20 protein-coding genes are annotated in these 25,239 nt (G+C 42.5%); 10 read left to right on the forward strand and 10 right to left on the reverse strand.

Going from position 1 to position 25,239, the window contains the following annotated elements; translation table 11 throughout:
- Window positions 1-131: 131 nt before the first annotated feature.
- Both gpmI and PSV17_RS13135 read left to right on the forward strand, forming a co-directional pair.
- The gene (gene gpmI / locus PSV17_RS13130; protein WP_300483398.1) at window positions 132-1,688 is read left to right on the forward strand and encodes a 2,3-bisphosphoglycerate-independent phosphoglycerate mutase; all 1,557 of its coding nucleotides are present in this window, start codon (window positions 132-134) and stop codon (window positions 1,686-1,688) included.
- Window position 1,689: 1 nt separating this feature from the next.
- Window positions 1,690-2,961, forward strand: coding sequence for a peptidoglycan DD-metalloendopeptidase family protein (locus PSV17_RS13135; protein ID WP_300483401.1), 1,272 nt, complete (start codon window positions 1,690-1,692; stop codon window positions 2,959-2,961).
- A gap of 114 nt (window positions 2,962-3,075) precedes the next feature.
- Here PSV17_RS13135 and PSV17_RS13140 read toward each other — a convergent pair whose 3' ends face one another.
- The 6 genes from PSV17_RS13140 to clpB form a co-directional block, all read right to left on the reverse strand.
- On the reverse strand, window positions 3,076-3,348 hold the full coding sequence (locus PSV17_RS13140) for a hypothetical protein (protein WP_300483403.1): 273 nt from the start codon (window positions 3,346-3,348) through the stop codon (window positions 3,076-3,078).
- Between the two features lie 380 nt (window positions 3,349-3,728).
- Window positions 3,729-4,091 carry a DUF4157 domain-containing protein gene (locus tag PSV17_RS13145; protein WP_300483405.1) on the reverse strand — a complete coding sequence of 121 codons (363 nt, stop codon included), beginning with the start codon at window positions 4,089-4,091 and terminating at the stop codon, window positions 3,729-3,731.
- A 4-nt stretch (window positions 4,092-4,095) separates the two neighbouring features.
- Window positions 4,096-4,515: a secondary thiamine-phosphate synthase enzyme YjbQ gene (locus tag PSV17_RS13150; protein WP_300483408.1), complete on the reverse strand. Its 420-nt coding sequence runs from the start codon at window positions 4,513-4,515 to the stop codon at window positions 4,096-4,098.
- 49 nt (window positions 4,516-4,564) lie between these two features.
- Window positions 4,565-5,137, reverse strand: a complete 573-nt coding sequence (locus PSV17_RS13155) for a hypothetical protein (protein WP_300483410.1) — start codon at window positions 5,135-5,137, stop codon at window positions 4,565-4,567.
- A gap of 17 nt (window positions 5,138-5,154) precedes the next feature.
- On the reverse strand, window positions 5,155-6,114 hold the full coding sequence (locus PSV17_RS13160) for a transglycosylase SLT domain-containing protein (RefSeq protein ID WP_300483413.1): 960 nt from the start codon (window positions 6,112-6,114) through the stop codon (window positions 5,155-5,157).
- A gap of 24 nt (window positions 6,115-6,138) precedes the next feature.
- Window positions 6,139-8,730 carry an ATP-dependent chaperone ClpB gene (gene clpB, locus PSV17_RS13165; RefSeq protein WP_300483415.1) on the reverse strand — a complete coding sequence of 864 codons (2,592 nt, stop codon included), beginning with the start codon at window positions 8,728-8,730 and terminating at the stop codon, window positions 6,139-6,141.
- Window positions 8,731-8,898: 168 nt separating this feature from the next.
- Between clpB and PSV17_RS13170 the strand changes: the two genes are divergently transcribed.
- The 3 genes from PSV17_RS13170 to PSV17_RS13180 all read left to right on the forward strand — a co-directional run bounded on the left by PSV17_RS13170 (window position 8,899) and on the right by PSV17_RS13180 (window position 12,136).
- Entirely contained in the window at window positions 8,899-11,232 is a 2,334-nt protein-coding gene (locus PSV17_RS13170; protein ID WP_300483418.1) for a cation-translocating P-type ATPase, read from the forward strand.
- Window positions 11,232-11,375: a cbb3-type cytochrome oxidase assembly protein CcoS gene (gene ccoS, locus PSV17_RS13175; RefSeq protein ID WP_013147258.1), complete on the forward strand. Its 144-nt coding sequence runs from the start codon at window positions 11,232-11,234 to the stop codon at window positions 11,373-11,375. The genes PSV17_RS13170 and ccoS overlap by 1 nt, the downstream gene beginning before the upstream one ends.
- 101 nt (window positions 11,376-11,476) lie before the next feature.
- Window positions 11,477-12,136, forward strand: coding sequence for a sulfite exporter TauE/SafE family protein (locus PSV17_RS13180; protein ID WP_300483419.1), 660 nt, complete (start codon window positions 11,477-11,479; stop codon window positions 12,134-12,136).
- A gap of 111 nt (window positions 12,137-12,247) precedes the next feature.
- On the opposite strand, the gene PSV17_RS13185 is transcribed toward PSV17_RS13180, so the two are convergent.
- Window positions 12,248-13,480, reverse strand: a complete 1,233-nt coding sequence (locus tag PSV17_RS13185; RefSeq protein WP_300483422.1) for an exo-alpha-sialidase — start codon at window positions 13,478-13,480, stop codon at window positions 12,248-12,250.
- A 300-nt stretch (window positions 13,481-13,780) separates the two neighbouring features.
- Between PSV17_RS13185 and PSV17_RS13190 the strand changes: the two genes are divergently transcribed.
- The gene (locus PSV17_RS13190) at window positions 13,781-16,807 is read left to right on the forward strand and encodes an EAL domain-containing protein (RefSeq protein WP_300483425.1); all 3,027 of its coding nucleotides are present in this window, start codon (window positions 13,781-13,783) and stop codon (window positions 16,805-16,807) included.
- Window positions 16,808-16,831: 24 nt separating this feature from the next.
- On the forward strand, window positions 16,832-18,103 hold the full coding sequence (locus tag PSV17_RS13195) for an HD-GYP domain-containing protein (protein WP_300483428.1): 1,272 nt from the start codon (window positions 16,832-16,834) through the stop codon (window positions 18,101-18,103).
- 28 nt (window positions 18,104-18,131) lie between these two features.
- Here PSV17_RS13195 and PSV17_RS13200 read toward each other — a convergent pair whose 3' ends face one another.
- Window positions 18,132-20,558, reverse strand: a complete 2,427-nt coding sequence (locus tag PSV17_RS13200) for a TonB-dependent receptor (protein WP_300483430.1) — start codon at window positions 20,556-20,558, stop codon at window positions 18,132-18,134.
- Between the two features lie 158 nt (window positions 20,559-20,716).
- Between PSV17_RS13200 and PSV17_RS13205 the strand changes: the two genes are divergently transcribed.
- The 3 genes from PSV17_RS13205 to PSV17_RS13215 are packed head-to-tail and all read left to right on the forward strand — an operon-like array spanning window position 20,717 to window position 23,624.
- The gene (locus PSV17_RS13205) at window positions 20,717-22,000 is read left to right on the forward strand and encodes an ATP-binding protein (protein WP_300483431.1); all 1,284 of its coding nucleotides are present in this window, start codon (window positions 20,717-20,719) and stop codon (window positions 21,998-22,000) included.
- 19 nt (window positions 22,001-22,019) lie between these two features.
- Complete coding sequence (locus PSV17_RS13210) at window positions 22,020-22,628, forward strand: response regulator transcription factor (protein WP_300483433.1); 609 nt, start codon at window positions 22,020-22,022, stop codon at window positions 22,626-22,628.
- 42 nt (window positions 22,629-22,670) lie between these two features.
- Window positions 22,671-23,624 carry a DUF808 domain-containing protein gene (locus PSV17_RS13215; RefSeq protein ID WP_300483435.1) on the forward strand — a complete coding sequence of 318 codons (954 nt, stop codon included), beginning with the start codon at window positions 22,671-22,673 and terminating at the stop codon, window positions 23,622-23,624.
- 6 nt (window positions 23,625-23,630) lie between these two features.
- Here PSV17_RS13215 and PSV17_RS13220 read toward each other — a convergent pair whose 3' ends face one another.
- Together PSV17_RS13220 and PSV17_RS13225 are read right to left on the reverse strand one after the other, a co-directional pair.
- Entirely contained in the window at window positions 23,631-23,948 is a 318-nt protein-coding gene (locus PSV17_RS13220) for a chaperone modulator CbpM (RefSeq protein ID WP_300483436.1), read from the reverse strand.
- Window positions 23,949-23,952: 4 nt separating this feature from the next.
- Window positions 23,953-24,897: a DnaJ C-terminal domain-containing protein gene (locus tag PSV17_RS13225; protein ID WP_300483438.1), complete on the reverse strand. Its 945-nt coding sequence runs from the start codon at window positions 24,895-24,897 to the stop codon at window positions 23,953-23,955.
- Window positions 24,898-25,239 lie beyond the last annotated feature (342 nt).

Consider the following 25,239-nt stretch of genomic DNA (forward strand, 5'->3'; position numbering starts at 1 on the left):
GAACACTATATTTATGGACTAACTTTTACTGACATTTATACTCACAGTTATAAAGTAATTTTACGTGTAATTGCGCTAAAATAGTGACATTCCATGCACATTATTCAAACAAATATTTAGGTTTAATATATATGTCAGCACCACAAAATATCACCCCAGTATGCTTACTCATTTTAGATGGCTTTGGCTATCGTGAAGAGGCTTCAGACAATGCCATAGTGCAAGCCAACAAGCCCAATTGGGATAGTTTATGGAAGCAGTTTCCACACACATTAATCGACGCTTCTGAGCATTTTGTGGGTTTGCCTGACGGTCAAATGGGCAACTCAGAAGTGGGGCATCTAAATATTGGTGCGGGTCGCGTAGTATTTCAAGATTTCGTGCGTATCAACAATAGCATCGCTAACGGTGAGTTTTTTAATCATCCAGAGTTATCTAATGCCTTAAAAAATATCAAACAAAATGATAAAGCATTGCATATATTTGGTTTGCTTTCTGACGGTGGCGTTCACAGCCATCAAGACCATATTCATGCCATGATAGAAATGGCGGCAAAACAAGGTTTAAGCAAAGTCTACATTCATGCGTTTTTAGACGGCAGAGATACGCCGCCTATTAGCGCTACGCCTTTTGTTGAAGCCTTAGAAAACAAATGTACTGAGCTTGGCGTAGGTAAAATTGCCTCGATCAGTGGCCGATTTTACGGCATGGATAGAGACAAACGCTGGCCTCGCGTTGAAGCCGCTTATCAATTATTTACCGAAGGCATAGGTGAGTTTGCTGCCGAATCAGCAATGGCAGGATTAAACGACGCCTATGCACGCGGCGAAAATGATGAATTTGTAAAAACCACGGCTATTCATAATATAGATGACAACCCAATCCATTTAGAAGACGGCGACTTAGTAGTTTTCATGAATTTCCGCTCTGACCGTGCACGTCAATTGACACATGCCTTGTTAGCCGAGCATTTTGATGGCTTTCATAGACGCCATGTACCTAAGTTAGCAGGCTATTTCACGCTCACCATGTACGATAAAAATGAAACTAATGCAACTGTGATTTTTCCACCAGTGGATGTGAATAATACCTTTGGCGAATATATTTCTAACCAAGGTTTAACGCAACTGCGCATTGCCGAAACTGAAAAATATCCGCATGTGACTTTCTTTTTTAACGGCGGAGAAGAAAAAGTGTTTGCTGGTGAAGACCGCATTTTAGTGCCTTCGCCAAAGGTAGAAACCTACGACTTACAACCTGAAATGAGCGCTTTTGAAGTTACCGAAAAGCTTGAAGAAGCGATTTTAAGCAAAAAATATAATGCCATTATTTGCAACTATGCCAATGGCGATATGGTCGGTCATTCAGGCAATTTAGCAGCAGCCATCAAAGCGATTGAAACTTTAGATACCTGCATTGGGCGCATTGTGAATGCCATGCAAAGCATAGGCGGCGAAGTGATTATTACGGCCGATCACGGTAACGCAGAAACTATGTTTGACGTGGAAAACAATCAGCCGCACACACAACATACGCTCAACAAAGTACCGTTGATTTATGTTGGACGTAACGCAACACTTTCAGCCAATGGCGCATTATCAGACCTCGCACCCACGTTGTTGACCATGATGGGCGTTGCTCAACCTAGTGAAATGACAGGTAAGAACATCATTACTTTTGCAATTTAAGATGAAGTATAAGCATGTTAAATCTAGGTTAGCTTGGGCATCACTTTTGATGCTGATGTTAGCTTGCGTACCTTGTGCAAATGCGAATAAGAAAGAACAATCAAAACAAAATTTGAACGATGTGCAACAACGTTTGGAAGCGCTAAAAAAGAAATTAGATAACTCGCAAGAAGCGCATAAAGACGCGGCTGACGCTCTAAAAGAAAGTGAGCAGGCGATTAGCGCAGCCAACAAAAAATTATACGAAATCAACCAAAAGCAACAACAAAATAAAAAAACACTGACGCAATTAAAGTCTGAATCTTTCAGTGCCAATCAAGCGCTTTCGCAACAGCAAAAATTGTTAAGTGCGCAGCTTTATCAGCAATACATTCAAGGCCAGCAAAGCTATTTACAAATGGTTTTGCAGAACGAGAGCCCAAGTGAGATCGCCCGCGATGTGCAATATTACTCATACGTCGCCAAGGCGCGGGCAACTCTCATTAACCAGATGCAGGGCAACTTAAATAAAATTAGCAAATTAAATAATGCAACAGCCTCTACACTAAAACAAGTCGCGGATTTAAAGCAAAAACAAGTCGATGAAAAACGCGCTTTAGAAAGTCAAAAGAAAGAAAAGTCTAAGGTAGTCAGCAGCTTGTCTCAACAAATTGCATCGCAACGTAGCGAAATTAAGAAATTAACGCGCGATGAAAAAAGACTGTCTGAATTAGTTGCGCGCTTGGCGAAAATTATTCCGCCACCCCCTAAAAAAGCTCGCCCTAAACGTGAACCTACATCAGTCGCGAATAAGCCAGAAAATTCGAACAATAATAAGCCTCCTAAAGAAGTGTTGGCCAACAATATTGAACCTAGTCAGGAGTTTTCCGACTCAAACTTTGCGGCACTTAAAGGTAAGCTGCGCCTGCCTGTGCGGGGTGATGTGACGAATCGTTTCGGTTCTAGCCGCGAAGACACCGGCATTTCATGGAAAGGTTTATTTATTAAAGCTAGCGAAGGTGCTGAAGTGAAATCAGTCGCTACGGGTCGCGTAGTATTTGCCGACTGGTTGCGCGGTTTTGGCAATTTAATTATTTTAGACCATGGCAATGGCTTTATGAGCTTATACGGCAATAATCAGGCAGTTTTAAAACAAGTGGGAGACAGCGTGCGGCCAGGCGATGTGATTGCATCCGTTGGTAATAGTGGTGGCAATCAAACTAATGGGCTTTATTACGAGTTACGCAGTCAGAGCCGACCTTTTGATCCGCTAAGTTGGAGTAAAGTAAATTAGGAAGTTTTATTCTTGGATGAGAAATCCATCTCATGAACCTAAAAAAATCCCATTAAAAAAGCACGCCAATGCGTGCTTTTTTAATGGGTAGCGAGAATGCTACTTTTAAATTTATTACTGAGCTGCAGGTGCAGCTTCCGTAGTGGCTGCTGCATCAACAGCCGCTGCATCAAGCGTAATACCAGGTACACGCTCTTCAGCTGTTGGCTCATAACCGCCTGGGCCTGATGTTGCTTCTGCCGCTGGTTCTACTGGAGCTGGCGCCTCAACAGCTGGGTTAGATACAGGTGCAGGAGCTTCAACTGGATCAGCCGCTTTTTCACCACAACCAACCAACAATAAACCTGTAACACTTGCTACCAATAAAGAACGTAAAAGTACTGACATAGTATTTCCTTTTTTTATATTTAAAAAAATCAAAAATTCTGGAACAAAAAACTTCAATACTTAAAATTGCATTGAATTCATAATTAAACATTCTATCGCAACTTTAATTCATTGTAATTAAATACTTAACTATAATTACATATTAAAGTAATTTATACTAGAAGGCGTAAAGGTCATCGAGGTAGATTTTACCTAAGATTCTCAAATTTGGTATTTTTTTATCATTTTTAACGGAATCCATAGAGATTAAAATAGTGATTAAATAGTCATTAATGGGAATTGTAAATTTTCTATTATGCACACTTCAGATTGAAATTTTATTCATACTAAAGAAGTTAATTAAGTAAATCCCCAAGTGCTGCACCGTTACAAAGGAAATACTAAGCTGACGGCATTTGCGCCCTCACCGCGGCGCCTTTAGCATAAGCCTCAAGCTCATATGGATTTTGTCGATATCCTCTACGCGCTGCCCAGAGATATTTAAATACGTTCATGCCGGATAAATATTGCTCTACATGGGTGAGCTCATGCGCTAACAACTCTACTCCTCGAGTCGTATTGCATTGATAAGCATGCTGACGAAAATAAATACGATGACCTAATACAACTGCACACATGCTTTTGCGTAACCAAAAAGGTGTGTAACCTTCAATTAGACGTGCCTTTATTAATGTTTCATGTTTGAAGTAAGGCTTATATAGCTGAAATTCAGCCAGACTTAATGGTCGCCCTTGCTCTCGCATTAAGCTACTCGCCAATCAAATGTAAAATGACTTTACGTGAACTGGCTACATGCCTATGTTCATACAAAAAAATGCCTTGCCATTGGCCTAAAGCGGCTTTCCCATCAATAAGTGGTATCGATAAGCTAGTTTGTGTCAGTGCCGTACGCACATGCGCAGGCATATCATCTGGCCCTTCAACGGTATGAATAAACAATGGATCGCCATCTGGTACTAGGCGCTTAAAGAAGGCCTCCATATCAACCAGCACATCATCATCGTAATTTTCATTAATCAAAAGGCTAGCAGAAGTATGTTGAATATAAAGCGTGATAAGCCCTGTATGAAAACCACTTTGCTCGGCCCAAGAAGTCACCTCTTGAGTTATATCGTAAAGCTTTCTACCTTTAGTACTTACGTTAATTTGATGGGTAATTTGTTGCATAAAATCTCTACTAGTTTTTATTTAGATTATTAATCATTACTTGATTATTTTACCAACACCCTAACGGAAAACCAAAGCTGGCGCCAAATCCTGAGCGATAACCAAAACGTGATCCAAATGCTCCATAGCCGTAGGGACGCCCATAATAGCCGTACCCACAGAATGGATCATACATGCGCTGTTGCCTTTCTTGCCATTGTTGCCGTTTAAGTTTTTCCAACTCAACACGTTTGTTTTTTTCACGTTGATTGATTTCCTCAGCCACATTGTTTTTAAGCGCAAGTTCACGGCTGGTATGAATGTAATCTAGCACTTTGTTATCAACGCCTCTTTTATTCAGATTAACAACCTGACTTGGCGTTAAGTCATATGAAGAATTGCTGAGGCGAATTTTTTCTATAAGCTCATCGGCGGTCAGACCACTTTTTGTCAGGCTAACCAAATCATCTAAACTCAAAGTGGCAATTGGTTTGGGCATAATTCTGGCAAGCTCTTCCTCAGAAATTCTGTCGATTTTCTGTGAGTTAGCACCTGAGTATTGGTTATTACTTGCGCAAGCGGCTAACACCAGACATGCTGCAAAAATAAAAACGGGTTTGCAGCGAGAGAGCAGTTTAGTCATCTTCAATCTCCTTCGCGTTATAAACGGCGCTTTGCATGAATAGCGTCTAAAACTGGTGAAGGTTCGGTTATTTGCGCATCATAAGCATGCGTTTTAAACGGGTAACGTGCTTGCACCTTTTTCACATACAGCTTGGTTTCAGCAAAGGGTGGAATACCTTTATACTTGTTCACAGCGCCCTCACCTGCGTTATAGGCCGCCACGGTGAGCGCAACATCACCCTTAAAGTAAGCTAATAACCAACGTAAATAGGCAACGCCCCCTTTAATATTTTGTGTGGCGTTGTAGGCATTTTTAACGTTAAACCGCTCGGCGGTATCTGGGATTAACTGCATCAAACCTTGCGCCTCTTTGTTTGACGTAGCCACATTATTGAAGTTCGATTCCACTGAAATAATCGATAACACTAGCTTTTCATCGACTTTGTACCATTTAGAAATTGTATTCACCAAGCGCAATACCCAGCGTTTGTTTTTTGGCAAATTGGCAATGTATTGATCGATTTCTGGCGTTTCTTTAGTGAGTGCAATGTTAGATGAAAGTCCTTTTTCTGGCGCAACATCAGCGAGCACACAGGGCGGTGTTGCCGAGGTTTTAATCTCTATCGTTTCAAGCATTTTCTGCGCTTCGAAATGCCCATGTGTAGAGGCGATACCAAATAAATTAGCCGCATAATCACGGTTTTCTGGCACGCCACGCCCAAATGCATAAAGCATACCTAATCTGTAGACCGCTTCTGCGCTGCCATAGCGAGCCGCTTGGCAGTACATATCAGCGGCTTTCCACGCACCATCTGGATCGACTTCATCACCGGCCAGCACATTGGCGTGCATTAGTAAATCTTTAGTAATAGGTGGCTCATTGTCAAAAACCTGGAGCTCTTGCGCGCTAAATGCGGCATGTGCAATGCTTGCTGTCATTAAACATACAGCAAGCATTGCACTGATAAAACTAGGTTTCAGTCGCTCTTTTGACAAATAAAGCCCTTAAATTATGACACATTAAACTGCAGATTTTGCGAAGACAATCTTACCCGCTTTAACATCCACCTTGATAATATCTTTAGCCGCAAAATTTCCAGTCAGAATTTCACGTGAGAGTGGATTTTCAATCTCAGACTGAATCGCACGTTTTAGTGGTCGCGCACCATAGACTGGATCAAAACCCGCATTGGCAATTTCGGCTATCGCAGCATCGGTAAATTCTATTTGCATATCCATCGCGGCTAGGCGTTTTGCTAAGTATTGCAACTGAATTTCTGCAATCGCTTTAATATTATCTTCACCCAATGCGTGGAAAACGACTACTTCATCGATACGGTTGACGAACTCAGGTCTAAAGTGTGATTTCACTTCACCCATTACAGCCAATTTAACTACTTGGTAATCTTGATCGGCCATACTTTGGATCATCTGAGAACCTAAATTCGATGTCATAATAATCACTGTGTTTTTAAAATCCACAGTGCGACCTTGACCATCCGTTAAGCGTCCATCATCCAGCACTTGTAGCAACACGTTGAATACGTCAGGGTGGGCTTTTTCAACCTCATCTAACAGAATGACGCTGTATGGTTTACGACGCACAGCTTCTGTTAACGTGCCGCCTTCTTCATAACCCACATATCCTGGGGGCGCACCAATCATACGAGCAACGGAGTGTTTCTCCATAAACTCACTCATATCGATACGAATTAAATGGTCTTCAGAATCAAACAAAAAGCCTGCTAATGCTTTGCAAAGCTCAGTTTTACCAACACCTGTTGGGCCCAAAAATAAGAAACTACCGTAAGGGCGATTAGGGTCGCCTAAGCCAGAGCGCGAACGACGAATCGCATCCGATACCAAGCGCACCGCTTCATCTTGTCCTACTACACGTTCATGCAACTTGGTTTCCATGGTTAACAGTTTGCCGCGCTCTCCTTGCATCATTTTAGAAACAGGGATACCTGTCGCGCGGCTCACAACCTCGGCGATTTCATCTGCACCTACTTCAGTACGCAACATTTTGTGTTTAATTTGAGTGGTAGTCGCTTCAGAGCTAGAAGCTTGTTTTAACTGATCCTCGAGCGCTGGCAATTTGCCATATTGCAACTCAGAAACTTTTTGCCATTCTCCGTTGCGCGTGGCTTCTTCCATCTCAAACTTGATTTTTTCAATCGCTTCTTTAATGTGTGCAGAGCCTTGAACTTGGGCTTTTTCGGCTTTCCAAATATCCTCTAAATCGGCATATTCTTTTTCTAGGCGAGCAAATTCCTCTTCAATTAGACTAAAGCGTTTTTTACTTCCTTCATCTTTTTCGCGACGCACTGCTTCACGCTCAATTTTGAGCTGAATCATGCGGCGTTCAAGCTTATCCATCACCTCTGGCTTGGAATCGATTTCCATCTTAATGCGAGAAGCCGCTTCATCAATCAAGTCAATCGCTTTATCAGGTAGGAATCGGTCTGTGATGTAACGATGGCTAAGTTCAGCCGCTGCCACGATTGCGGGATCGGTAATCTCCACGCCATGATGCAACTCATATTTCTCTTGTAAGCCACGTAAAATCGCAATAGTGGCTTCTACTGTAGGTTCATCCACCAATACTTTTTGAAAGCGGCGCTCCAAAGCGGCATCTTTTTCAATATATTTACGGTATTCATCTAAAGTTGTTGCGCCTACGCAATGTAACTCACCACGTGCTAAAGCGGGTTTTAACATATTGCCCGCATCCATCGCGCCTTCTGATTTACCCGCACCAACCATGGTATGAATTTCGTCAATAAAGACTATGGTTTGGCCTTCATCTTGCGCCAACTCTTTTAACACTGATTTCAAACGCTCTTCAAAGTCACCACGATATTTAGCGCCAGCTAATAAAGCTGCCATATCTAGAGACAAGACTTTTTTACCTTTGAGCGAATCTGGCACTTCACCATTAACAATACGCTGTGCTAAACCTTCGACAATCGCGGTTTTACCAACGCCAGGTTCGCCGATTAATACCGGGTTATTTTTTGTACGACGCCCGAGAATTTGAATGGTACGGCGAATTTCATCATCACGACCAATGACAGGGTCTAGCTTGCCCATTCGGGCGCGTTCAGTTAAATCCAAGGTATATTTTTTTAACGCTTCGCGGTTAGATTCCGCATCAGATTCATTCACTTGCTCACCGCCACGCACTTCATTAATCGCTTGGTCCAACGCAGATTTCGACAAGCCATTGGCTTTAAGCAATTTACCTGCTGCGCCTTTATCTTCGGTTAATGCCAACAAAAACATCTCGCTCGCGATAAAACTATCGCCGCGTTTTAAGGCTAGTTTATCGGTCACATTCAGCAAGTTATTCAAGTCACGTGAGATAGCCACCTCGCCAGAACTATCAGTTGATTTTGCTAAATTGCCTATTGCAGCAGTCAGCGCTGTTTTAAGCGGCGCCAAATGGACGCCCGCATGCGCCAGCAACGAAGAAGTGCCTCCATCTTCTTGCATTATTAACGCAGAAAGTAGGTGTAAGGCCTCTATGGTTGGGCTATCATTAGCGACTGCTAGACTTTGTGCATCGTTAAGTGCCTGTTGAAATTTTGTTGTTAGTTTATCAAAACGCATTTTTAACTCCGTTTCAGTTGATATAAGTCTAATATGGGGCTTAACTGCTGATTTACAATGCAAACTAATGCTCTGCAACTAAATTAAATATCTTAAACTTCTTAGTAAAAAAACTCTCTAAATGCTGAATTAATTTTATTAGCATGTAGTTAATTGTTTGGAAAAATTTTGCTTACTAGCGCGCCAACTACCGATATTTTCAGCGATGAATCAAACTCGCCAAATCCATCTTGGGTGATTTTAGATACTCAAGATCAATGGCAAGCGTTTAGCCAAGCTGCGGCTAACGATCCCACGCACTCACTTGTTGAATCTAGCTTATTGCTAGATGGCTTACGCTGTGCGGCTTGCTCTGGCACCATAGAACGAGGCTTGGGCGAGTTGCCGGGCGTAGTGAGTGCAAGAGTGAGTATGTCAAAAAAGCGCGCCTCTGTGGTTTGGTCGCCAACTTTAACTAAACCGTCAACGATACTCAGCGCTATTCAATCCATGGGCTACAGCGCAAATCCTGCATCGCATAATGAAAACCAACTGAACGTAACTAAGAAAAGTCGAGCCGCATTTTGGCGTTGGTTAGTGGCTGGCTTTTGCATGATGCAGGTAATGATGTATGCAAGCCCAAGCTACTTTACCAAAGCTGGCGACATTGCGCCAGATATCGCGATCTTGCTTAATTGGGCATCTTGGATATTAAGTTTGCCAGTATTAGTGTTCTCAAGCAGTACGTTTTTTGCAAATGCTTTTAGAGATTTAAAGCACCGACAAGTCAGCATGGATTTACCTGTGGCATTGGGCATAGCCATTACTTTTATCGTAAGCTCTGCTGCCACATTTGCCCCACACGGCTGGTGGGGCGATAAAATCTACTTCGACTCGCTCACCATGTTCGTGTTCTTTTTGCTTTCTGCCAGACTCATTGAAGTGAAATTGCACAGCAAAACACTAGGCTCGATGGAAGCTTTAGTTAGCCGCATTCCAGAAAATATCGAACGCCAAAATTTAGACGGTTCATATACTCGCGTGTTAAACAGCCAGCTTAAAGTAGGCGATATTGCTCGCGTGCACATAGGCGAGGCGTTTCCAGCCGATGGCAAACTGGTGTTAGGTGACACCCGCGTGGATGAATCGCTACTCACGGGTGAATCCACGCCCATACAAAAAAACCTGCATGACAAGGTAGTTGCTGGCAGTTACAACTTAGGTCAAACCGTGAACATAGTGTTGGAAACCATTGGTGAATCCACACAATACGGGCAGATTGTTAACTTAATCAATCAAGCCGCAATTGAAAAACCAAGACTTTCACAACTGGCTGATCGCGTTGCTAGACCATTTCTGCTGTTCGTCATTTTAAGCGCAGTGGTTGCCGCAGCCTTGTTATGGAATGTAGACCACGCTCGTGCATTAATGACAGCCGCCGCTGTGTTAATTGTCACCTGCCCTTGTGCGCTATCTTTAGCCACACCTGCCGCCATGCTATCGAGCGCCAGCGCCTTTGTAAAACGTGGCATTTTAATTAGGCGTTTGCAGGCTATAGAAAGTATTGCCAATATCGACACCGTAATTTTCGATAAAACGGGCACATTGACTGAAGACCATATCGAAGTGCAATCTATTACATTTAAACAAGGGTTTACAGAAAACGGTGTGCTAGCTTTAGCCGCAGCCGTGGCGCAACACTCTATGCACCCTGTTTCGCGAGCTTTGGTCAGCGCAAGTCAGCAACGTGGCGCACAAGAGTCGCCAATAATATTAAACAACATCCAAGAGGTGGTTGGTGCTGGCATTAGCGCATCGCTACAAGCTAACGCGACCAATGCAGACTTAGTCAATACGAACTTGAAGCTCGGCTCAGCCAAGTTTTGCGGGGTTTCGGAGCCTAGCGAACTATCTCAACAAGTATTTCTTGCTGATGCAAATGGCTGGCTAGCAACTTTTAGTTTGCATGAAGCGGTTAAACACAATGCTGCACTAGCCATTCAACAATTAAAAGACGCTCATCTAAGCGTAGAACTTTTATCTGGCGACCAAGCGCATACGGTCATCAATACCGCTAAAGAAATTGGCATTACTCAATTTCAAGCCGCATGTAGCCCACAAGAAAAACTTTCACGATTACAAACACTCAAACAACAAGGCAAGAACATACTCATGGTAGGTGATGGCTTAAATGATGGGCCAATTTTAGCCAGCGCCCATGTTTCAATCGCCATGGGTAAAGGGGTACCACTTACACTAGCACATGCTGATTACGTTTTATTGAATGGCGACATTAGCCAAATTCCGCAGTTGATTCAGCATGCGCGAAAAACCATGGCCATAATCAAACAAAATATCGCTTGGGCCATCGTTTACAACCTCGTCTGTATTCCACTAGCCTTTTTTGGCGTATTATCGGCTTGGTTAGCGGGCTTAGGCATGGCAGTGAGTTCTATCATCGTGGTGCTAAATGCTTTGCGATTAACTACTTTTTCTGAAACTTTAGATACGAAGGCCAAATAATGGATATTTTATTTATACTTGTGCCGTTGTCAGTGGTAATGGGTTTGGTTGTACTTGGCGGGCTGTGGTGGGCGGTTTATCGCGGCCAATTTGAAGACATTGAAGAAGAAGGCCGACGCATTTTTGAGGAAGATAAAGAATAGTCTGCTTAGCTTAAATTAAAATATTTCTATTCATTTCCTGCAATTAAAACTGAGCTCAACTCTCAATAAACAACTAGCCTACCCCATACCTTAAATCGAATATGCAAACAGCACTTATCTATAGCGCGCTAGTCATGGGCTTAGCTGGCGGCCCTCACTGTGTCGCCATGTGCGGTGCGGCTTGCACCTCATTCACACAATCATCTGATAAGCCTTATGCCATCTATTTTTACCATTTAGGTCGAGTGTGCGGCTATGCTTTATTGGGTGCAATCGCTACGTTTGCCATTCAAAGCATCGCGTGGCTTTCTAGCTATAGCGCTATTTTGCATCCCTTGTGGACATTTTTTCATGTGCTGATTTTTTTCTGGGGCGTGATACTCATCATTTATGCACGTCAACCGATATGGATAGACCAAGCTGGGCGACGCATTTGGCAGCATGTTAAAAAGCTTAGCAAAATAAGCGGCGGCTATTTTTATATTGGTATGCTTTGGGCGTTAATGCCTTGCGGTTTACTTTATTCCGCACTAATTATTGCCTCATTTAATGGCAACCCGCTTGGCGGTGCACTGAGTATGGCCGCATTTGCTGCGGGTTCTGCTGTTTCATTATTTTTAGCGCCATGGTTATGGCTGAAACTTAAAACCACTCTAGTTGAGCCTTATGGCATGCGCCTTGCAGGTTTAATGCTAAGTAGCGCAAGTGCTTGGGCTATCTGGATGTCTCTGGCGCATGATGCAAAAGTTTGGTGCATGTAATTTGATTCTGCTTAACATTCAACACTGCCGTTGTTGCCTTCGCTTCGCCGTGCACTAGCACTACCTTAAGCTCGCCGCCTAGGCACTCTCGAATGCTAAGCAGAATCTAAACTAAAACGATAAACCCTTTAAAATCAAACCATCTTTTTCCGTATTCCAACCCAAGTAAGCTTGATTATCTTTCGCCAGCAAAATTGGATAATCCGTTTTACCTGCACTAGTTGCAAGCTCTTTTGGTGCGCCCCAGCTTCTGCCGCCATCGTCAGAAAACATTCCAACAATTTTGTTATTTTTATTTTCAATTTCGCGCCAGACCAGCCAAACATTGTCACCCCTACTCAATAAGGCTGGATGACCTGCCTGATTGCTATGCTTACCAAATTTTTTCGGCGGTGAAGAAACCCAAGCTTCGCCATCCATGCGCGCATAAAACAAGCTAGCATCTTTACCAGCTTCATCATTGCCACCGTCAAACCAAGCCATATGGTAGCCCCACCAGTCCTTGTCCTCACCACCAGTGGCAAGCGCCGCACCGTGATGCGGGCAACCATCAATTTTCCAACGGCCAAAAGTGGCGCGCTTAGGCGCTGGCGCTTGATTAGGCTGTGTAGGAATTTCAGCCATCATGTGGTCGCGCTCACTGCCTTCAAACACATGACGCCACATCGCCACCACGCTGCCATCTGGCTTATTAGTTAAGGCAATGCGGCAACATTCGCAACTACTATCCGCCAATTTTTGTTCGGGTAAAAAACTTGCTCCCTGATTGTTAGAAACCGCGTAATAAATCGCCGCACCTTCATATGGCTTCGCTGCGGATTTAGCCGCGATTAAATCGCGTTTATCAACCCAAGTAACGGTTACTTTGCCTTTAGCATCGCCAGTTTTCGCTACATTTAGCGCATCAAATCGATGGGTAATTTCTGCGCGATCAGTATGCGCAATCATTGGCTTTTCAAAACTTTTACCGCCATCGATTGAACGTGAAAACCAAATATAACCTGTAAATGGCTTTTTTAAAGCCTCTGTCCAAGTAAGGTAAATGTTACCTTCTGGACCAATCGCAATTTTGGGTCGCGCCTCGCCATCGGCAGCTATTTTTTGTATATTGAGTGTGACTTGTACTGGAGGTGAAAAAGTTTCTCCTAAATCGCGGCTTGAACTAACAAATATCAAGCCGTTATTTTCAACGACTCTCCATAAACTACCATGCGCATCAAACGCAAGACTAATGCCCATTGAGTTGGATTGAGATTTCGCGTGATTATCATGTGCTATTGATTGTTGAGCGCTCAAGCCAACAACAGCCAAAAAGATCAATAAAAATATTTGTAGTTTCTTCATGCTCTGCTAACAATTGTTATTTGTCGAAATCATACACCGTGGCAAAAACTTTAGTCCACAGATACAACTTTAAACATCATTAATTTGATACCGTGAATTTACAATTGACCTCGCAACACCCTTTTAATCAAAAGACTGTTATATTGATTTGAGCGTATATTTGGTTTTATGCTTTAGTTATTGCGGGCGATAACCCTAAAGCCTCATTTCGCATACTTTACAGTTATTATTGAATATATTTGTGTGATATATTTCTAGGCGAGTTTAAATATAGGTAAATTTCCTGAAACGTATAAGTAATTGAAAAAGTTAGATATATTAGCTCAGTTGCAATCTGATCCAGATAGCGCAAGCAATCTGAGTACCATCATGTCTAAAGAACTTGCATTAGCTGGGCATTTGTTGGACTCATTACAAGGCGTTGCTATTCTTGCTGTCGATGAAAAATGGAATGTCATCTATGCAAACCCCTATGCCAGAGATATTTTCAATTTGAATGTACTGCAGGTTGAGGCAAAAACCGCTCAACTTCCAAAAGCCGTTCATAAACGCACTCTCATAGAGCTAAAAAAATCTAGCAGCAATTTTGTAATGCAATATGCCGCAGGTGATGAACTGCGTACATTACAAGTATTTACCTCCCCAAACAAAGATATTGAAGGCTTATTTTCTGGTTTAGTGTTGCATATGCATGATGTTACGGAACGTATCCATACAGAATTGCAATTGAAAAATACCGAAAAGTTACTTCGCAATCTAATTGACGCAAGTCCAGATTTGATTTTTTTCAAAGATGATAAAAACCGCTGGGTAGAAGCGAATACGACAAGCGTAGAGACTTTCCAGTTGGACCAGCTTGATTATCAACAAAAAACTGATAGGGAGCTTGCTGCTCAGTCTCATCCTATCTTTGAAGAGGCATTCCGTAACTCCAAAATATCTGACGATCAAGCTTGGGAGTTAGGGCGTTCCATCAGAAATGAAGAAGTCATTGCATTGCCACATGGGGATGCAAAAGTATACGATTTGATTAAAGTACCTTTGTTTAACGATGATGGTAGTCGTCATGGTTTAGTCACCCTCGGACGGGATATTACTGATCGCAAAATGGCTGAAAGTAACTTGCGCGACCGCAGTGCTATTTTAGATGCTCTTATTTCATGTGACTGGTTACTACACTCTGCTGAGTCTTGGCAAACGGTTGCGGTTACGGTATTACAACAATTATGTTTAGCTTTACGCTTTACAAGGGCGACTATTCTTAAAAATATAGAGCCAAGTAACAAAGAAACGACTAAGCCAGCTAAATCTGAGCATTCAAAAATACTATTCACATGGACAGTGCCAGGCTTTAGTAATGCCGACAACGGACTTGAAGTCATTAATTTTGACGATGCGCGTTTAAGCCGCTGGAAAGATACCCTTCAACATGGCGACCCTGTTTTTGGTGATATTCGTGATTTACCAAGTTCTGAGCGCAAAATACTTGAGCAACATGATACGCAATCTATCGCCATCGTTCCGCTTTTTTCAGACAAAGTTTGGTGGGGCAATATCATCATAGAACGTTGCCATGACTTGATTAAAACCACGCCACAAGAACTTGGATCGTTGATGGCGATTGGTCGATCTTTAAGCGTGGCAATTCAAAGAGAAAGTGCTGGAAAACGATTACACCAAGCTAAAATTGCTTTTGACAGCGCCAGCGAAGGCATCATGATTACCGATGACAAAATACGCATTGCCGCTATTAACAAAGGTTTTACAGAGATTACTGGCTATTCTGAAGAAGAAGTTCTTGGACATACACCAAAAATAATACAATCTGGCAATCATGATGAGCGCTTTTATAAAGATATGTGGGGGGTGATAAAAAAAGAAGGGCGCTGGCATGGGGAGGTTTCTAATAAACGCAAAAATGGCGAAAACTATTATGAGAGATTAACGATTACTGCGGTTAAGGATAGTGCAGGACAAGTCGTTAATTACGTTGGTGTTTTTGCAGATATTACTGATATTAAGCACTCACAGAATAGACTGCACGAGCTAGTGAACCATGATCCACTCACCGGCTTGCCTAACCGCCGTTTGTTAAACGAATTACTAGAGCATTCAATAAAGCGTGCCGAGCGTGAAAAACATAAAATCGCCCTATTATTTATTGACTTAGATAGGTTCAAAGCTGTTAACGATAGTCTGGGGCACCAAATAGGCGATAAATTATTACTCCAAGCCTCTAAGCGCATAAGTTTGTCTATACGTGAGAGTGATGTGGTAGCTCGATTGGGCGGTGACGAATTTGTTGTGATGATGGACATGATTACCAAATCTAGTGATGCTGCGGTGGTGGCTAAAAAGATCATTCATGCGCTGCAAATTGAATTCGATATTGACGATAATGATATTTACATAAGTGCGAGTGTTGGCATCTCGATATTCCCTAAAGACAGTACGGATGTTGAAGGCTTAATTAAGGCCGCCGATATTGCAATGTATCAAGTTAAAAACAAAGGCAAAAACAGCCATTGTTTTTATTCGGAGGATCTAAGTAAGAATGCGGTTGAGCGCTTTACGTTAGAAGGCCAACTCCACCACGCCTTGTTGCGTAAGCAGTTTGTGGTTCATTATCAACCACAAATCTGCCTAATTACTGGCAAAATTATAGGTGCAGAGGCCTTGATAAGATGGAATCACCCTAAACTAGGCTTAGTGTCTCCAGCCACCTTTATTCCAATGGCAGAAGATAATGGTTTAATTGTACAAATTGGTGAGTGGGTATTACGTGAGGCAGCGCTCCAAATGGTCAGCTGGCACAAAGCTGGTCTTGCTATTCAATGGGTCGCGGTGAACGTATCAGGCGTGCAAATTATGCGCAGTAACTTTGCTGATACTGTTTATGGCATATTAATGGAAACCGATTGCAACCCGCACATGTTGGAACTTGAGATTACCGAAAGTACGGTCATGCAAAATACTGAACATGTAATTGATACGTTCAATCGTGTTAAACAACTAGGACTAAAATTAGCGATTGACGATTTTGGCACAGGTTTTTCATCGCTTTCCAGCCTTAAGCGATTACCATTGGATAAAATAAAAATAGACCAATCTTTTGTACGAGGCCTGCCAGATGATTTAGATGATGCGGCGATTGCAAATGCTATTTATGCGATGGCTGGCAGTTTAGGATTTAGCGTCATTGCCGAAGGGGTTGAGACTCAAGCGCAAGCCGACTTTTTAAGCGCAATGGGTTGCAAAGAAGCACAAGGATACCTCTATAGCAAGCCAATTACTGCTAAAGAATTCACGAAATTACTAACAAAATAAAAGCAAAATATTTAGGTAAAACATATGCATAAAGTTCATCATTTTATTGATGTTTCACAGCTACAAGTCGGCATCTATGTGCATCTAGATTTAGGCTGGATGGATCACCCCTTCACGCTAAGTAACTTTAAAATCAAAGATGAAGAGCAAATTTCACAGATAAAAAAAACTGGGCTAACCAGACTACGCTATGATCCAAGCCGTAGCGACTGTGAACCATTGCCAGTTAAAATAGAGTCGCCTGTTGACGAAATAATTAATCAGGAAACACCTGCTATACCAGAGCCAGTGAGTAGCGCGGATAGGGCAAAGCAGCGTCTTAAAGAACTGCACCATGCCATTAATGTATGTGAAAAAAAGTTTATAAAAACTAGCAATATTGCACGACAAGTTACTCACAATATTTTATCGGATTCTAAAGCCTCGATTGAGCAAGCTCTATCAATTATCAATGATATGGTTGATACAGCACTCATGGAAGGTGATGTAGCCGTGCACGCACTCAATGGCAATCGATCCAGTGATGCTCACTATATTCACCCACTGAATGTGACAGTACTTGCGTTGATTATGGCTAAATCTATTAATATGTCTAAAGAGGATGCACGATTATTAGGATTGGCAGCCTTATTTCACGACATTGGTAAGGCAGAGATATCCGATAAAATTTTGCTGAAAAAAGACCCGCTAACTAAATCTGAACAATCACATCTTGAACAGCATAGCGAGATAGGGGCTCGCATGGCACAAGAGGTTGGCCTGCCATTGCGAACTGGTAAGATTATTATGCAGCACCACGAACACGCTGATGGCACAGGTTATCCCAAACATTTAAAAGGCGAACAAACAGACCCGTTTGCCAGATTACTTGCAATTGTGAACGGCTATGACAATTTATGTAATCCAAACAATATTGCCCTCGCCAAAACCCCATATGAAGCGCTGGCACATATGTATGCAAGCCAGCGTGCAAGATATGATGAAGCACTACTCAAAGGCTTAATTAAATCATTGGGCATTTATCCCCCTGGGAGTATTGTCCGGCTTTCAACAGGTAGCTATGCCACAGTTATTTCTGTTAACCCAAATAAGCCGCTGAGACCCTTTGTCATGGTGCATGACCCGCTCACAGTCCAGCACGAACCACAAATAATAGATTTACGCGAAGAGCCTAGCATAACTATTAATGCTTGTTTACGCCCTAGTCAATTGCCTGCGGAAGTGCTTGAATATCTGAATCCACGTAAGCGAGTCAGCTATTTTATAGATGCGGATTTATCTATAAGTGAAGACTAAGTAACAGCCTAATAATATTCGCTATTAACTAATTATCAAACTTAAGTCCAGCAAAGATTGTGCGCTGCGAATAAGGGTATAAAGTAAAATACTTTTCATTGGTAATGTTGTCTACGCCTGCGGATGCTGACCATTGCTTTGCGAATTTATAAAGCACTTTGGCATCAAAAACACTGAAATTACTACGCCCCCCATAAACACTTGGGTTTGGATCTGGGTACTGCTGAGTAACCGCGTTAATCATGCCGCTATGCTGCCTGCCACTGTAGCGCCAACCTAGGCTATATGACAGTTCATTTGACGCATAATAAGTCCCTTGTAATGTTGCACGCCATGCTGGGATTAAAGGTAACTCAGAGCCTTCCAAACGCGTATCGGCGGCATCTCTCACCACGCGTGTGTGGATATAAGCAAGGCTACCTAAAAGGTCGAGACCATTGATGAACATATCACTCGCTTGTAATGCTGTTTCAGCACCATAAGTACGCACTTTATCTACGTTAACTACGGTAGAGAAACTATAACCGGGTAATGTGGTGATATCTGTTTGTGAAATTAGCGCGTCTTGTTTTTCTTCTCCAAATATTGATGTACGCCAAATACCATTTTGTAAAAGCTTTTCTGCTGTGAACTCCCAAGAATCAGCCTTTTCTGGTTTCAACCCAGAGTTATTGGTTAGCGGAACGTTATATGGCGCGGGGAATCCTGCCGCTACAATTTGAGCACTGGTTAATTGTATTGAAGAGCCAATAGGCGTTATGCCAACACTTCTAAACAACTCGTTCACAGTTGGAAAACGCACACCACGCCCATAAGAGGCTTTTAGCCCCCAATCATCCGATGCCTGATAAGACAGGGAAGCTTTTGGTGAGAATGCATACACTGTCTTATCTTTGTAAGTGACATTAGACCCATTGGCATAATTACTCCCGTCAGTCGCTTTCCATTGCTCTTCTCGGCCGCCAATCACTAGCTTTAAATCTGGTGAAATTTGCCATGCATCTTGTAAATAAACCGCAACCGTTGAAGTTTCACCTCTGGAATTGGTATTCAAAGCACCTGTCCCGCTAGACTGCCAGTGACCAGTCAGGAGCTTGTACTGGTCTGCTTTGGTGATATAAGTGTCTGTATGGAAACCTATGCTAATTTGATGCTTACTTTGCAGATTACCATCTGGACGTAAATCACCTCGCAAGTCAAAGTTTCTCCAGCCAGTGCCGTCATTTTTAGTAATCGTACCCGCCGTAGCACCCTCTCCAGAAGTCGTACTAAAGTTGCTAGATGATTGACGCACCACCTCTTTATTTTGGTTAAAGTAACTGGCATTCACCTCCCAATCCCATACACCACCAGTATCTGTTTTTAGAGCTAGGCCGTGCATCACATATTCACTTTCGCCGTGGCTAACATAAGGTGCCGTGACGCTATAAGCACGTCCATTAATACCTACAAATCGGTAAGGGCTTGTAGCACTGCTACTAGTGCCATAAATTTTGTTACCTGTCGCATCCCTTAAATAGGTTTCGCTTTTCTTATCTGAATCATTTTGCCAAATATTAAAGGTGTAAGTCCCATGCAGAGTTGGCAAAAAATCATAGCCTAACTTGATAGTGACATCATCTTTAACCGTGTGATCCGCACTAATTGAAGCTGTTGTCACTCTTGGTTTGTTAGCAATATCTCGGTCAAAATATGCACCAGTGACATTGGTTGTATTTGCCGAAGTCGATGCAGGATCAGTCAATTTTCTGAGTGTTGCTGGCGTAAAGTCTGTGGGATGACTATGGTTATCCAAATGGTCAGCACTTAACCAAAAAGAGAAATCATTTACTTTATTGCCTATCGTCGCAGCACCATGAACCCCCGTAAAATTCGCATCTGTTCCGTACAACTTAAAATTTTCATTAAACACATCTAACTTAGCATGAGCCTCAAACTTATCGGGCATATGGGTTTTTATTAACACCACACCCCCCACTGAATTTCCAGGATACAGCGCAGAGAATGGCCCATACATGACATCCACGCGGTCGATGGAATTTTGCGAGACGATTCCCCAACGAGGGCCTGGGCAGCAACTATTACTCAGAAAGTTAGAGAGTAATAAGCCATCGGCGTAGACAATAGTTTCTGCACTTGAGTTAACACCATAGCCTCGGATTGCCAAGCCACCATTCACATCCCCAATAAAACGCTCACGTACATGAACGCTGGGCAAATATAACAACGCCCCGGCTGATGATACTGAGTTAACACTTTCCGCAATTTTTTTTGCCGTGACACTCTCAGTTGTAGACGGTACATTTGCTGGCACTGCAGGTTTATCTACTGCAGTTGCATTAACTTGGATTGCTTCCAATTGGATATCGGATGTGTCAGTGGATGCTACCTGTTCAGCTAGCGCAAAACTACTGAAACTAAGCAATAAAGTGCTTATTGTTACTTTTTTAAGCATTACCACTCCATCTAAATTATTTTTATCGCCGAATTGTATTAGAGAAATTATTACAACGGAATGTGGCATATTGTCGCAGGTGAATTATATACAGGCTTAAGGTATTATTTTCATTACCGTTTTATAATGAATCTCACTTTAATCAAACCAGCAAACGCATGCATACCGTTCAACAATCCATCAGCAACGCAACACGACTGAATATGCAGCGTTTAATCATGTTGCGCGGCGTGGTCATGGCCTGTCTAAGCTTAGTGATTTTAGTTCTATATCAAGCTTCCATACCCCTGCCTTACGCACCACTCATCTCTGCGATAGCTTCATTAGGGCTATTTAGTTTAATTGCATGGTGGCGCTTAAGTACAAAAACCCAAACTTCACAGCGTGAATTAGTCATGCAGTTGCTAGGCGACATTGCCGCGCTCTCTTTACTGTTTTATTTCAGCGGTGGCTATAGCAACCCTTTTATTTGGATGTATTTGCTGCCGATAACCGTTGCCGCAGTCGCTTTAAGGGCGGTTTACGCATGGCTAATCGCAGGCTTGAGCATTACTTGCTACACCTTGCTGATGTTTTACCATGTACCCCTCTCGCACTTACATATGCATACTTATGGCAATGCAAGGCTAGATATTCATTTGGTCGGGATGTGGATAGGTTTTGTTGTAAGCTCGGCAATTGTGGCCATATTCATTGCACGTATTGGGCAAAACTTACGTGATTATGACAAGAAAATTGCAGAAGTTCGCGAGAAAGCACTAGAAAGCGAACGTATGCTAGCCCTTGGCACACTAGCTACCAGCGCCGCACATGAACTAGGCACACCACTAGCAACCATGGCGATAGTAAGCAAAGAGCTTACGCAAGATTATGCCAATCAGCCCGAGTTAATTGCGCAACTCAATATATTGCAAAAACAAGTTTCACGCTGCAAAGAAATTCTATCAAGTATTACCCGCAACGCAGGGCAAGAGCGCGCCGATGCGGGGCAAGGACTAGCACTGCGTGAGTTTTTACAAGATGCCATTCAGCGCTGGCGAGATACCCGCCCTGCGACAGAACTAGTGGTAACTATGCCAAATAATCAGATTGACCCTGTAATAATGATGGACAGAACCTTAACGCAAGCCATACAAAATATGCTGGATAACGCCGCGGATGAATCACCAGAGCGCGTGTTATTTAACGCCGAGTGGAATGACAAAATGCTCACCATTCAAATTAAAGATTTTGGTAATGGCTTAACACTGGAAACTAAAAAGCAAATAGGAAAACCATTCTTTACTTCAAAAAATGAGCATGGCATGGGGCTAGGCGTGTACCTTACTCAAATCACATTAGCGCGCTATGAAGGTGAGTTGAGCCTAAACAACCATGCCGAAGGTGGCGTATTGACGATACTCAATTTACCACTTAAAAGTTTACGCCTAGAAAACCCTTAGAAATACTGCGAGCCAATACATGAACCCTTTAGAAGCAAAAGTTACTATTGAAAATCAAATAACTGAAAATGATTTGGCTGAAAAGGCTACCTTGCTTTTGGTGGATGATGACCAAGATTTTTTAAGCGTACTTGAACCAGCCATGCGCAAACGCGGCTTTTTAGTCAGCTTAGCTAATAGCGCAGAAAGCGCTTTTGAGCTCGCCAAAATTGACCCTCCAGAATTTGCAGTGGTAGATTTAAAAATGTCGGGAAACTCAGGCTTAGTACTGGTTAGGCAGCTTGCAAGTTTGAATGCTGGCACGCGCATCGTTGTGCTAACAGGCTTTGCCAGTGTAACCACGGCGGTAGAGGCAATCAAACTGGGCGCCACACATTATTTAGCAAAACCAGTGGATGCCGATGAAATTGTTGCCGCCTTTAAAAAACAAACGGGTAATGATGCGGTAGAATTAGCCTCTAATCCCTTATCAGTAGAACGTTTAGAATGGGAGCATATTCAACGCGTTTTAGCAGAAAATGATGGCAACATTTCAGCCACTGCACGCAGTTTAAATATGCATAGACGTACCTTACAGAGGAAGCTGAATAAGCATCCCAGCAGTATAATAAGTAATAAAATCAGTTAAAAAATATTTAGTCACAATCAAAAAATAAATTAAGGAACAAGTATGGCCGCAGGCAGTTTACTCGCACTTTTAGATGATATCGCAACCATCTTGGATGATGTTTCTGTGATGACGCAAATGGCCGCAAAAAAAACGGCTGGCGTATTGGGTGATGACCTCGCGTTGAACGCCCAACAAGTGAATGGCGTTGCGGCAGAGCGTGAGTTGCCAGTCGTTTGGGCTGTGGCAAAAGGATCGCTGGTCAATAAACTGATATTAGTGCCTACTGCGCTGGCTATTAGTTATTTTGCACCGTGGGCGATTACGCCACTACTCATGCTTGGTGGCGCATACTTATGTTTTGAAGGTTTTGAAAAACTAGCACATAAATTTCTACATGGCGCAAAAGAGGATGATGCGCACGTTGTCGCACTAGAACAAGCAGTCGCTGACCCTAAAGCAGACCTTGTCGCGCTGGAAAAAGACAAAATTAAAGGTGCGATACGTACAGACTTTGTATTATCCGCAGAAATTATCGTGATTGCCTTAGGTACCGTAGCGACGGAAGTTTTCACGAAACAGGTTCTTGTTGTATCGGCCATTTCAATCATCATGACGGTTGGGGTATATGGCTTGGTGGCAGGTATAGTGAAACTTGATGATCTTGGCTTACATTTAATGCTTAAAAAAGGCAGTAGTTTTTATAAACAACTTCTGCGTAAGGTTGGCGAAAAACTATTAGCCGCAGCCCCATATTTAATGCGCATTCTAACTGTGCTTGGCACGGCTGCAATGTTTGTGGTTGGCGGCAGTATTATCGGTCACGGCATTACAGCGCTACATCACTTGAGTGAAAATCTCGCGGAAAGCATACGCACATTGCCATTGATCGGCAGCTTTTCAGCAATAGTTTTACCTATGTTAATAAATGCAATAGTCGGTTTAACGGTGGGTGCAATTTGCGTAGCGTTATTTGAAGTGGTGCATAAAATTTTACCAAAAAAAACATTAAGCTAAATTTAGCTATTTAGAATTAATAGGATTAAATGTTTGCAACTTTGATTCTAGTGTTCTGATACGTTCCAAAAAAACCAGAGTCAAAGCAAAAGCATTCGGCTCTAACTCAAAATCCTGCTTGAGACGTGACAATGTTCGTATAGAGATAACGCAATGCCCACTAAAATTGAGGCTAGTCTCGTCAGGATTTGTAGGAACAAGTGCCCCACTATCTACCAAGTGCTGCAATTCTTCCTCTGAGAGTCCCGTCAGTTCTACAAGCTCAATTAGAGAGACTTCATGATGGTGGTCTAGCCAAACTAATTCGTTAAATTCAATATTCATAGCATCATCCCTCCTGATCAAAATGCTCACGCGGATTAAATGTTGAAACAGCTGCTAACTCTCTAAATAATTCGCGTTCTTTATCACTAGGTTTTGCTGGAACTACAATTTGTGCAATGGCGTAAAGGTCTCCTTTACCTAGGCCTTTACTTGGTAAACCGCGCTTGCCTATGCGCAATTTCTGCCCGTTCGTTATACCTACAGGTACCTTAAGATTTACCGCGCCTTCCAAGGTTGGCACTTTAACCGTAGCACCTAAAGCCGCTTCTGATACTGTGAGTGGTAGGTCAATGAACAGATCATGATCTATCACGCGGAACAATCGATGTGGCTTGAAATTTATATTTAAATATAAATTTCCATCTGGCCCACCATTAGCGCCTTTTCCACCTTTGCCTCGCAATAACATTTTTTGACCGTCTGTTACACCTTGAGGAATACGTGCTTTAAAGGTATGAGGCATGTGCTTTAGTTGCCCTTGCGGATCATATTCTGGGACGGTGAAATTTAAATCCACGGTGGTGCCATTAAAAGCATCTTCAAGTGAGATTTGAATTGCCAACTCATAATCTTGCCCAGGTCTGGGCATGCTATGGCCTTGGTGTGCGCCACCCGACCGAGCTTTGGAAAAGCTAGCGAACAAATCTGCTAGATCCACATCATCAAAAGAATAGCCTTGTTGCCCACCTTGGTTAGCGCCCCAATTTGGTGGTGGTCTAAACTCTTCGCCTGCGCGATGGCGCCCGAGCGCATCATAAGCAGCGCGTTTCTCAACATCTTTAAGCGTGGCATATGCCTCACCTATTTCTTTAAATTTCTCTTCGCCTGCGGGGTCTTTTGAAACATCGGGGTGATATTGATGCGCGAGCTTACGGTAAGCTTTTTTTATTTCTTCCTGAGTTGCCGTTCGAGCAACGCCTAAGGCTTCATAGTAATCTTTAAACTTCATGACAGTTAAAGGCCAATAGATTATTTACTAGATTACTTAAAGTGACCACATGAATGATAAGTTCATTCCGTCTGAATAGCTGTGCCATATTCATCACGACAACCTTCGCACATAGTTTTTAAGAATGTATGCACTAAAAGCACATTAAGTTAGTCCATCATACTACTTTATGGAATAGTGATAGCTATATTACCTCTTTGGTTTAAAGAATTTAGAAAGCAATTAATTGATAGAAACCTCAAGCAATGTCACTTTATTAAATTAAATGATATAGTTTCTAAAACAGATTTGAGCCTGTAAATAATTCTGTGTAAATGCAGTTTGAGTGCATTAATTCAAGGG

Source organism: Methylotenera sp., assembly GCF_029946165.1.
In the GTDB taxonomy this organism is placed as follows: domain Bacteria; phylum Pseudomonadota; class Gammaproteobacteria; order Burkholderiales; family Methylophilaceae; genus Methylotenera.

Bases quoted from the DNA above. Each gene is read 5' to 3' on its own strand.
- PSV17_RS13140 (WP_300483403.1), bottom strand. From the start codon at position 3,348: ATGTCAGTACTTTTACGTTCTTTATTGGTAGCAAGTGTTACAGGTTTA.
- PSV17_RS13200 (WP_300483430.1), bottom strand. From the start codon at position 20,558: ATGCTTAAAAAAGTAACAATAAGCACTTTATTGCTTAGTTTCAGTAGT.
- PSV17_RS13210 (WP_300483433.1), top strand. From the start codon at position 22,020: ATGAACCCTTTAGAAGCAAAAGTTACTATTGAAAATCAAATAACTGAA.
- PSV17_RS13155 (WP_300483410.1), bottom strand. From the start codon at position 5,137: ATGACTAAACTGCTCTCTCGCTGCAAACCCGTTTTTATTTTTGCAGCA.
- PSV17_RS13220 (WP_300483436.1), bottom strand. From the start codon at position 23,948: ATGAATATTGAATTTAACGAATTAGTTTGGCTAGACCACCATCATGAA.
- PSV17_RS13225 (WP_300483438.1), bottom strand. From the start codon at position 24,897: ATGAAGTTTAAAGATTACTATGAAGCCTTAGGCGTTGCTCGAACGGCA.
- PSV17_RS13185 (WP_300483422.1), bottom strand. From the start codon at position 13,480: ATGAAGAAACTACAAATATTTTTATTGATCTTTTTGGCTGTTGTTGGC.
- PSV17_RS13205 (WP_300483431.1), top strand. From the start codon at position 20,717: ATGCATACCGTTCAACAATCCATCAGCAACGCAACACGACTGAATATG.
- PSV17_RS13215 (WP_300483435.1), top strand. From the start codon at position 22,671: ATGGCCGCAGGCAGTTTACTCGCACTTTTAGATGATATCGCAACCATC.
- clpB (WP_300483415.1), bottom strand. From the start codon at position 8,730: ATGCGTTTTGATAAACTAACAACAAAATTTCAACAGGCACTTAACGAT.
- ccoS (WP_013147258.1), top strand. From the start codon at position 11,232: ATGGATATTTTATTTATACTTGTGCCGTTGTCAGTGGTAATGGGTTTG.
- PSV17_RS13145 (WP_300483405.1), bottom strand. From the start codon at position 4,091: ATGCGAGAGCAAGGGCGACCATTAAGTCTGGCTGAATTTCAGCTATAT.
- gpmI (WP_300483398.1), top strand. From the start codon at position 132: ATGTCAGCACCACAAAATATCACCCCAGTATGCTTACTCATTTTAGAT.
- PSV17_RS13135 (WP_300483401.1), top strand. From the start codon at position 1,690: ATGAAGTATAAGCATGTTAAATCTAGGTTAGCTTGGGCATCACTTTTG.
- PSV17_RS13150 (WP_300483408.1), bottom strand. From the start codon at position 4,515: ATGCAACAAATTACCCATCAAATTAACGTAAGTACTAAAGGTAGAAAG.
- PSV17_RS13180 (WP_300483419.1), top strand. From the start codon at position 11,477: ATGCAAACAGCACTTATCTATAGCGCGCTAGTCATGGGCTTAGCTGGC.
- PSV17_RS13195 (WP_300483428.1), top strand. From the start codon at position 16,832: ATGCATAAAGTTCATCATTTTATTGATGTTTCACAGCTACAAGTCGGC.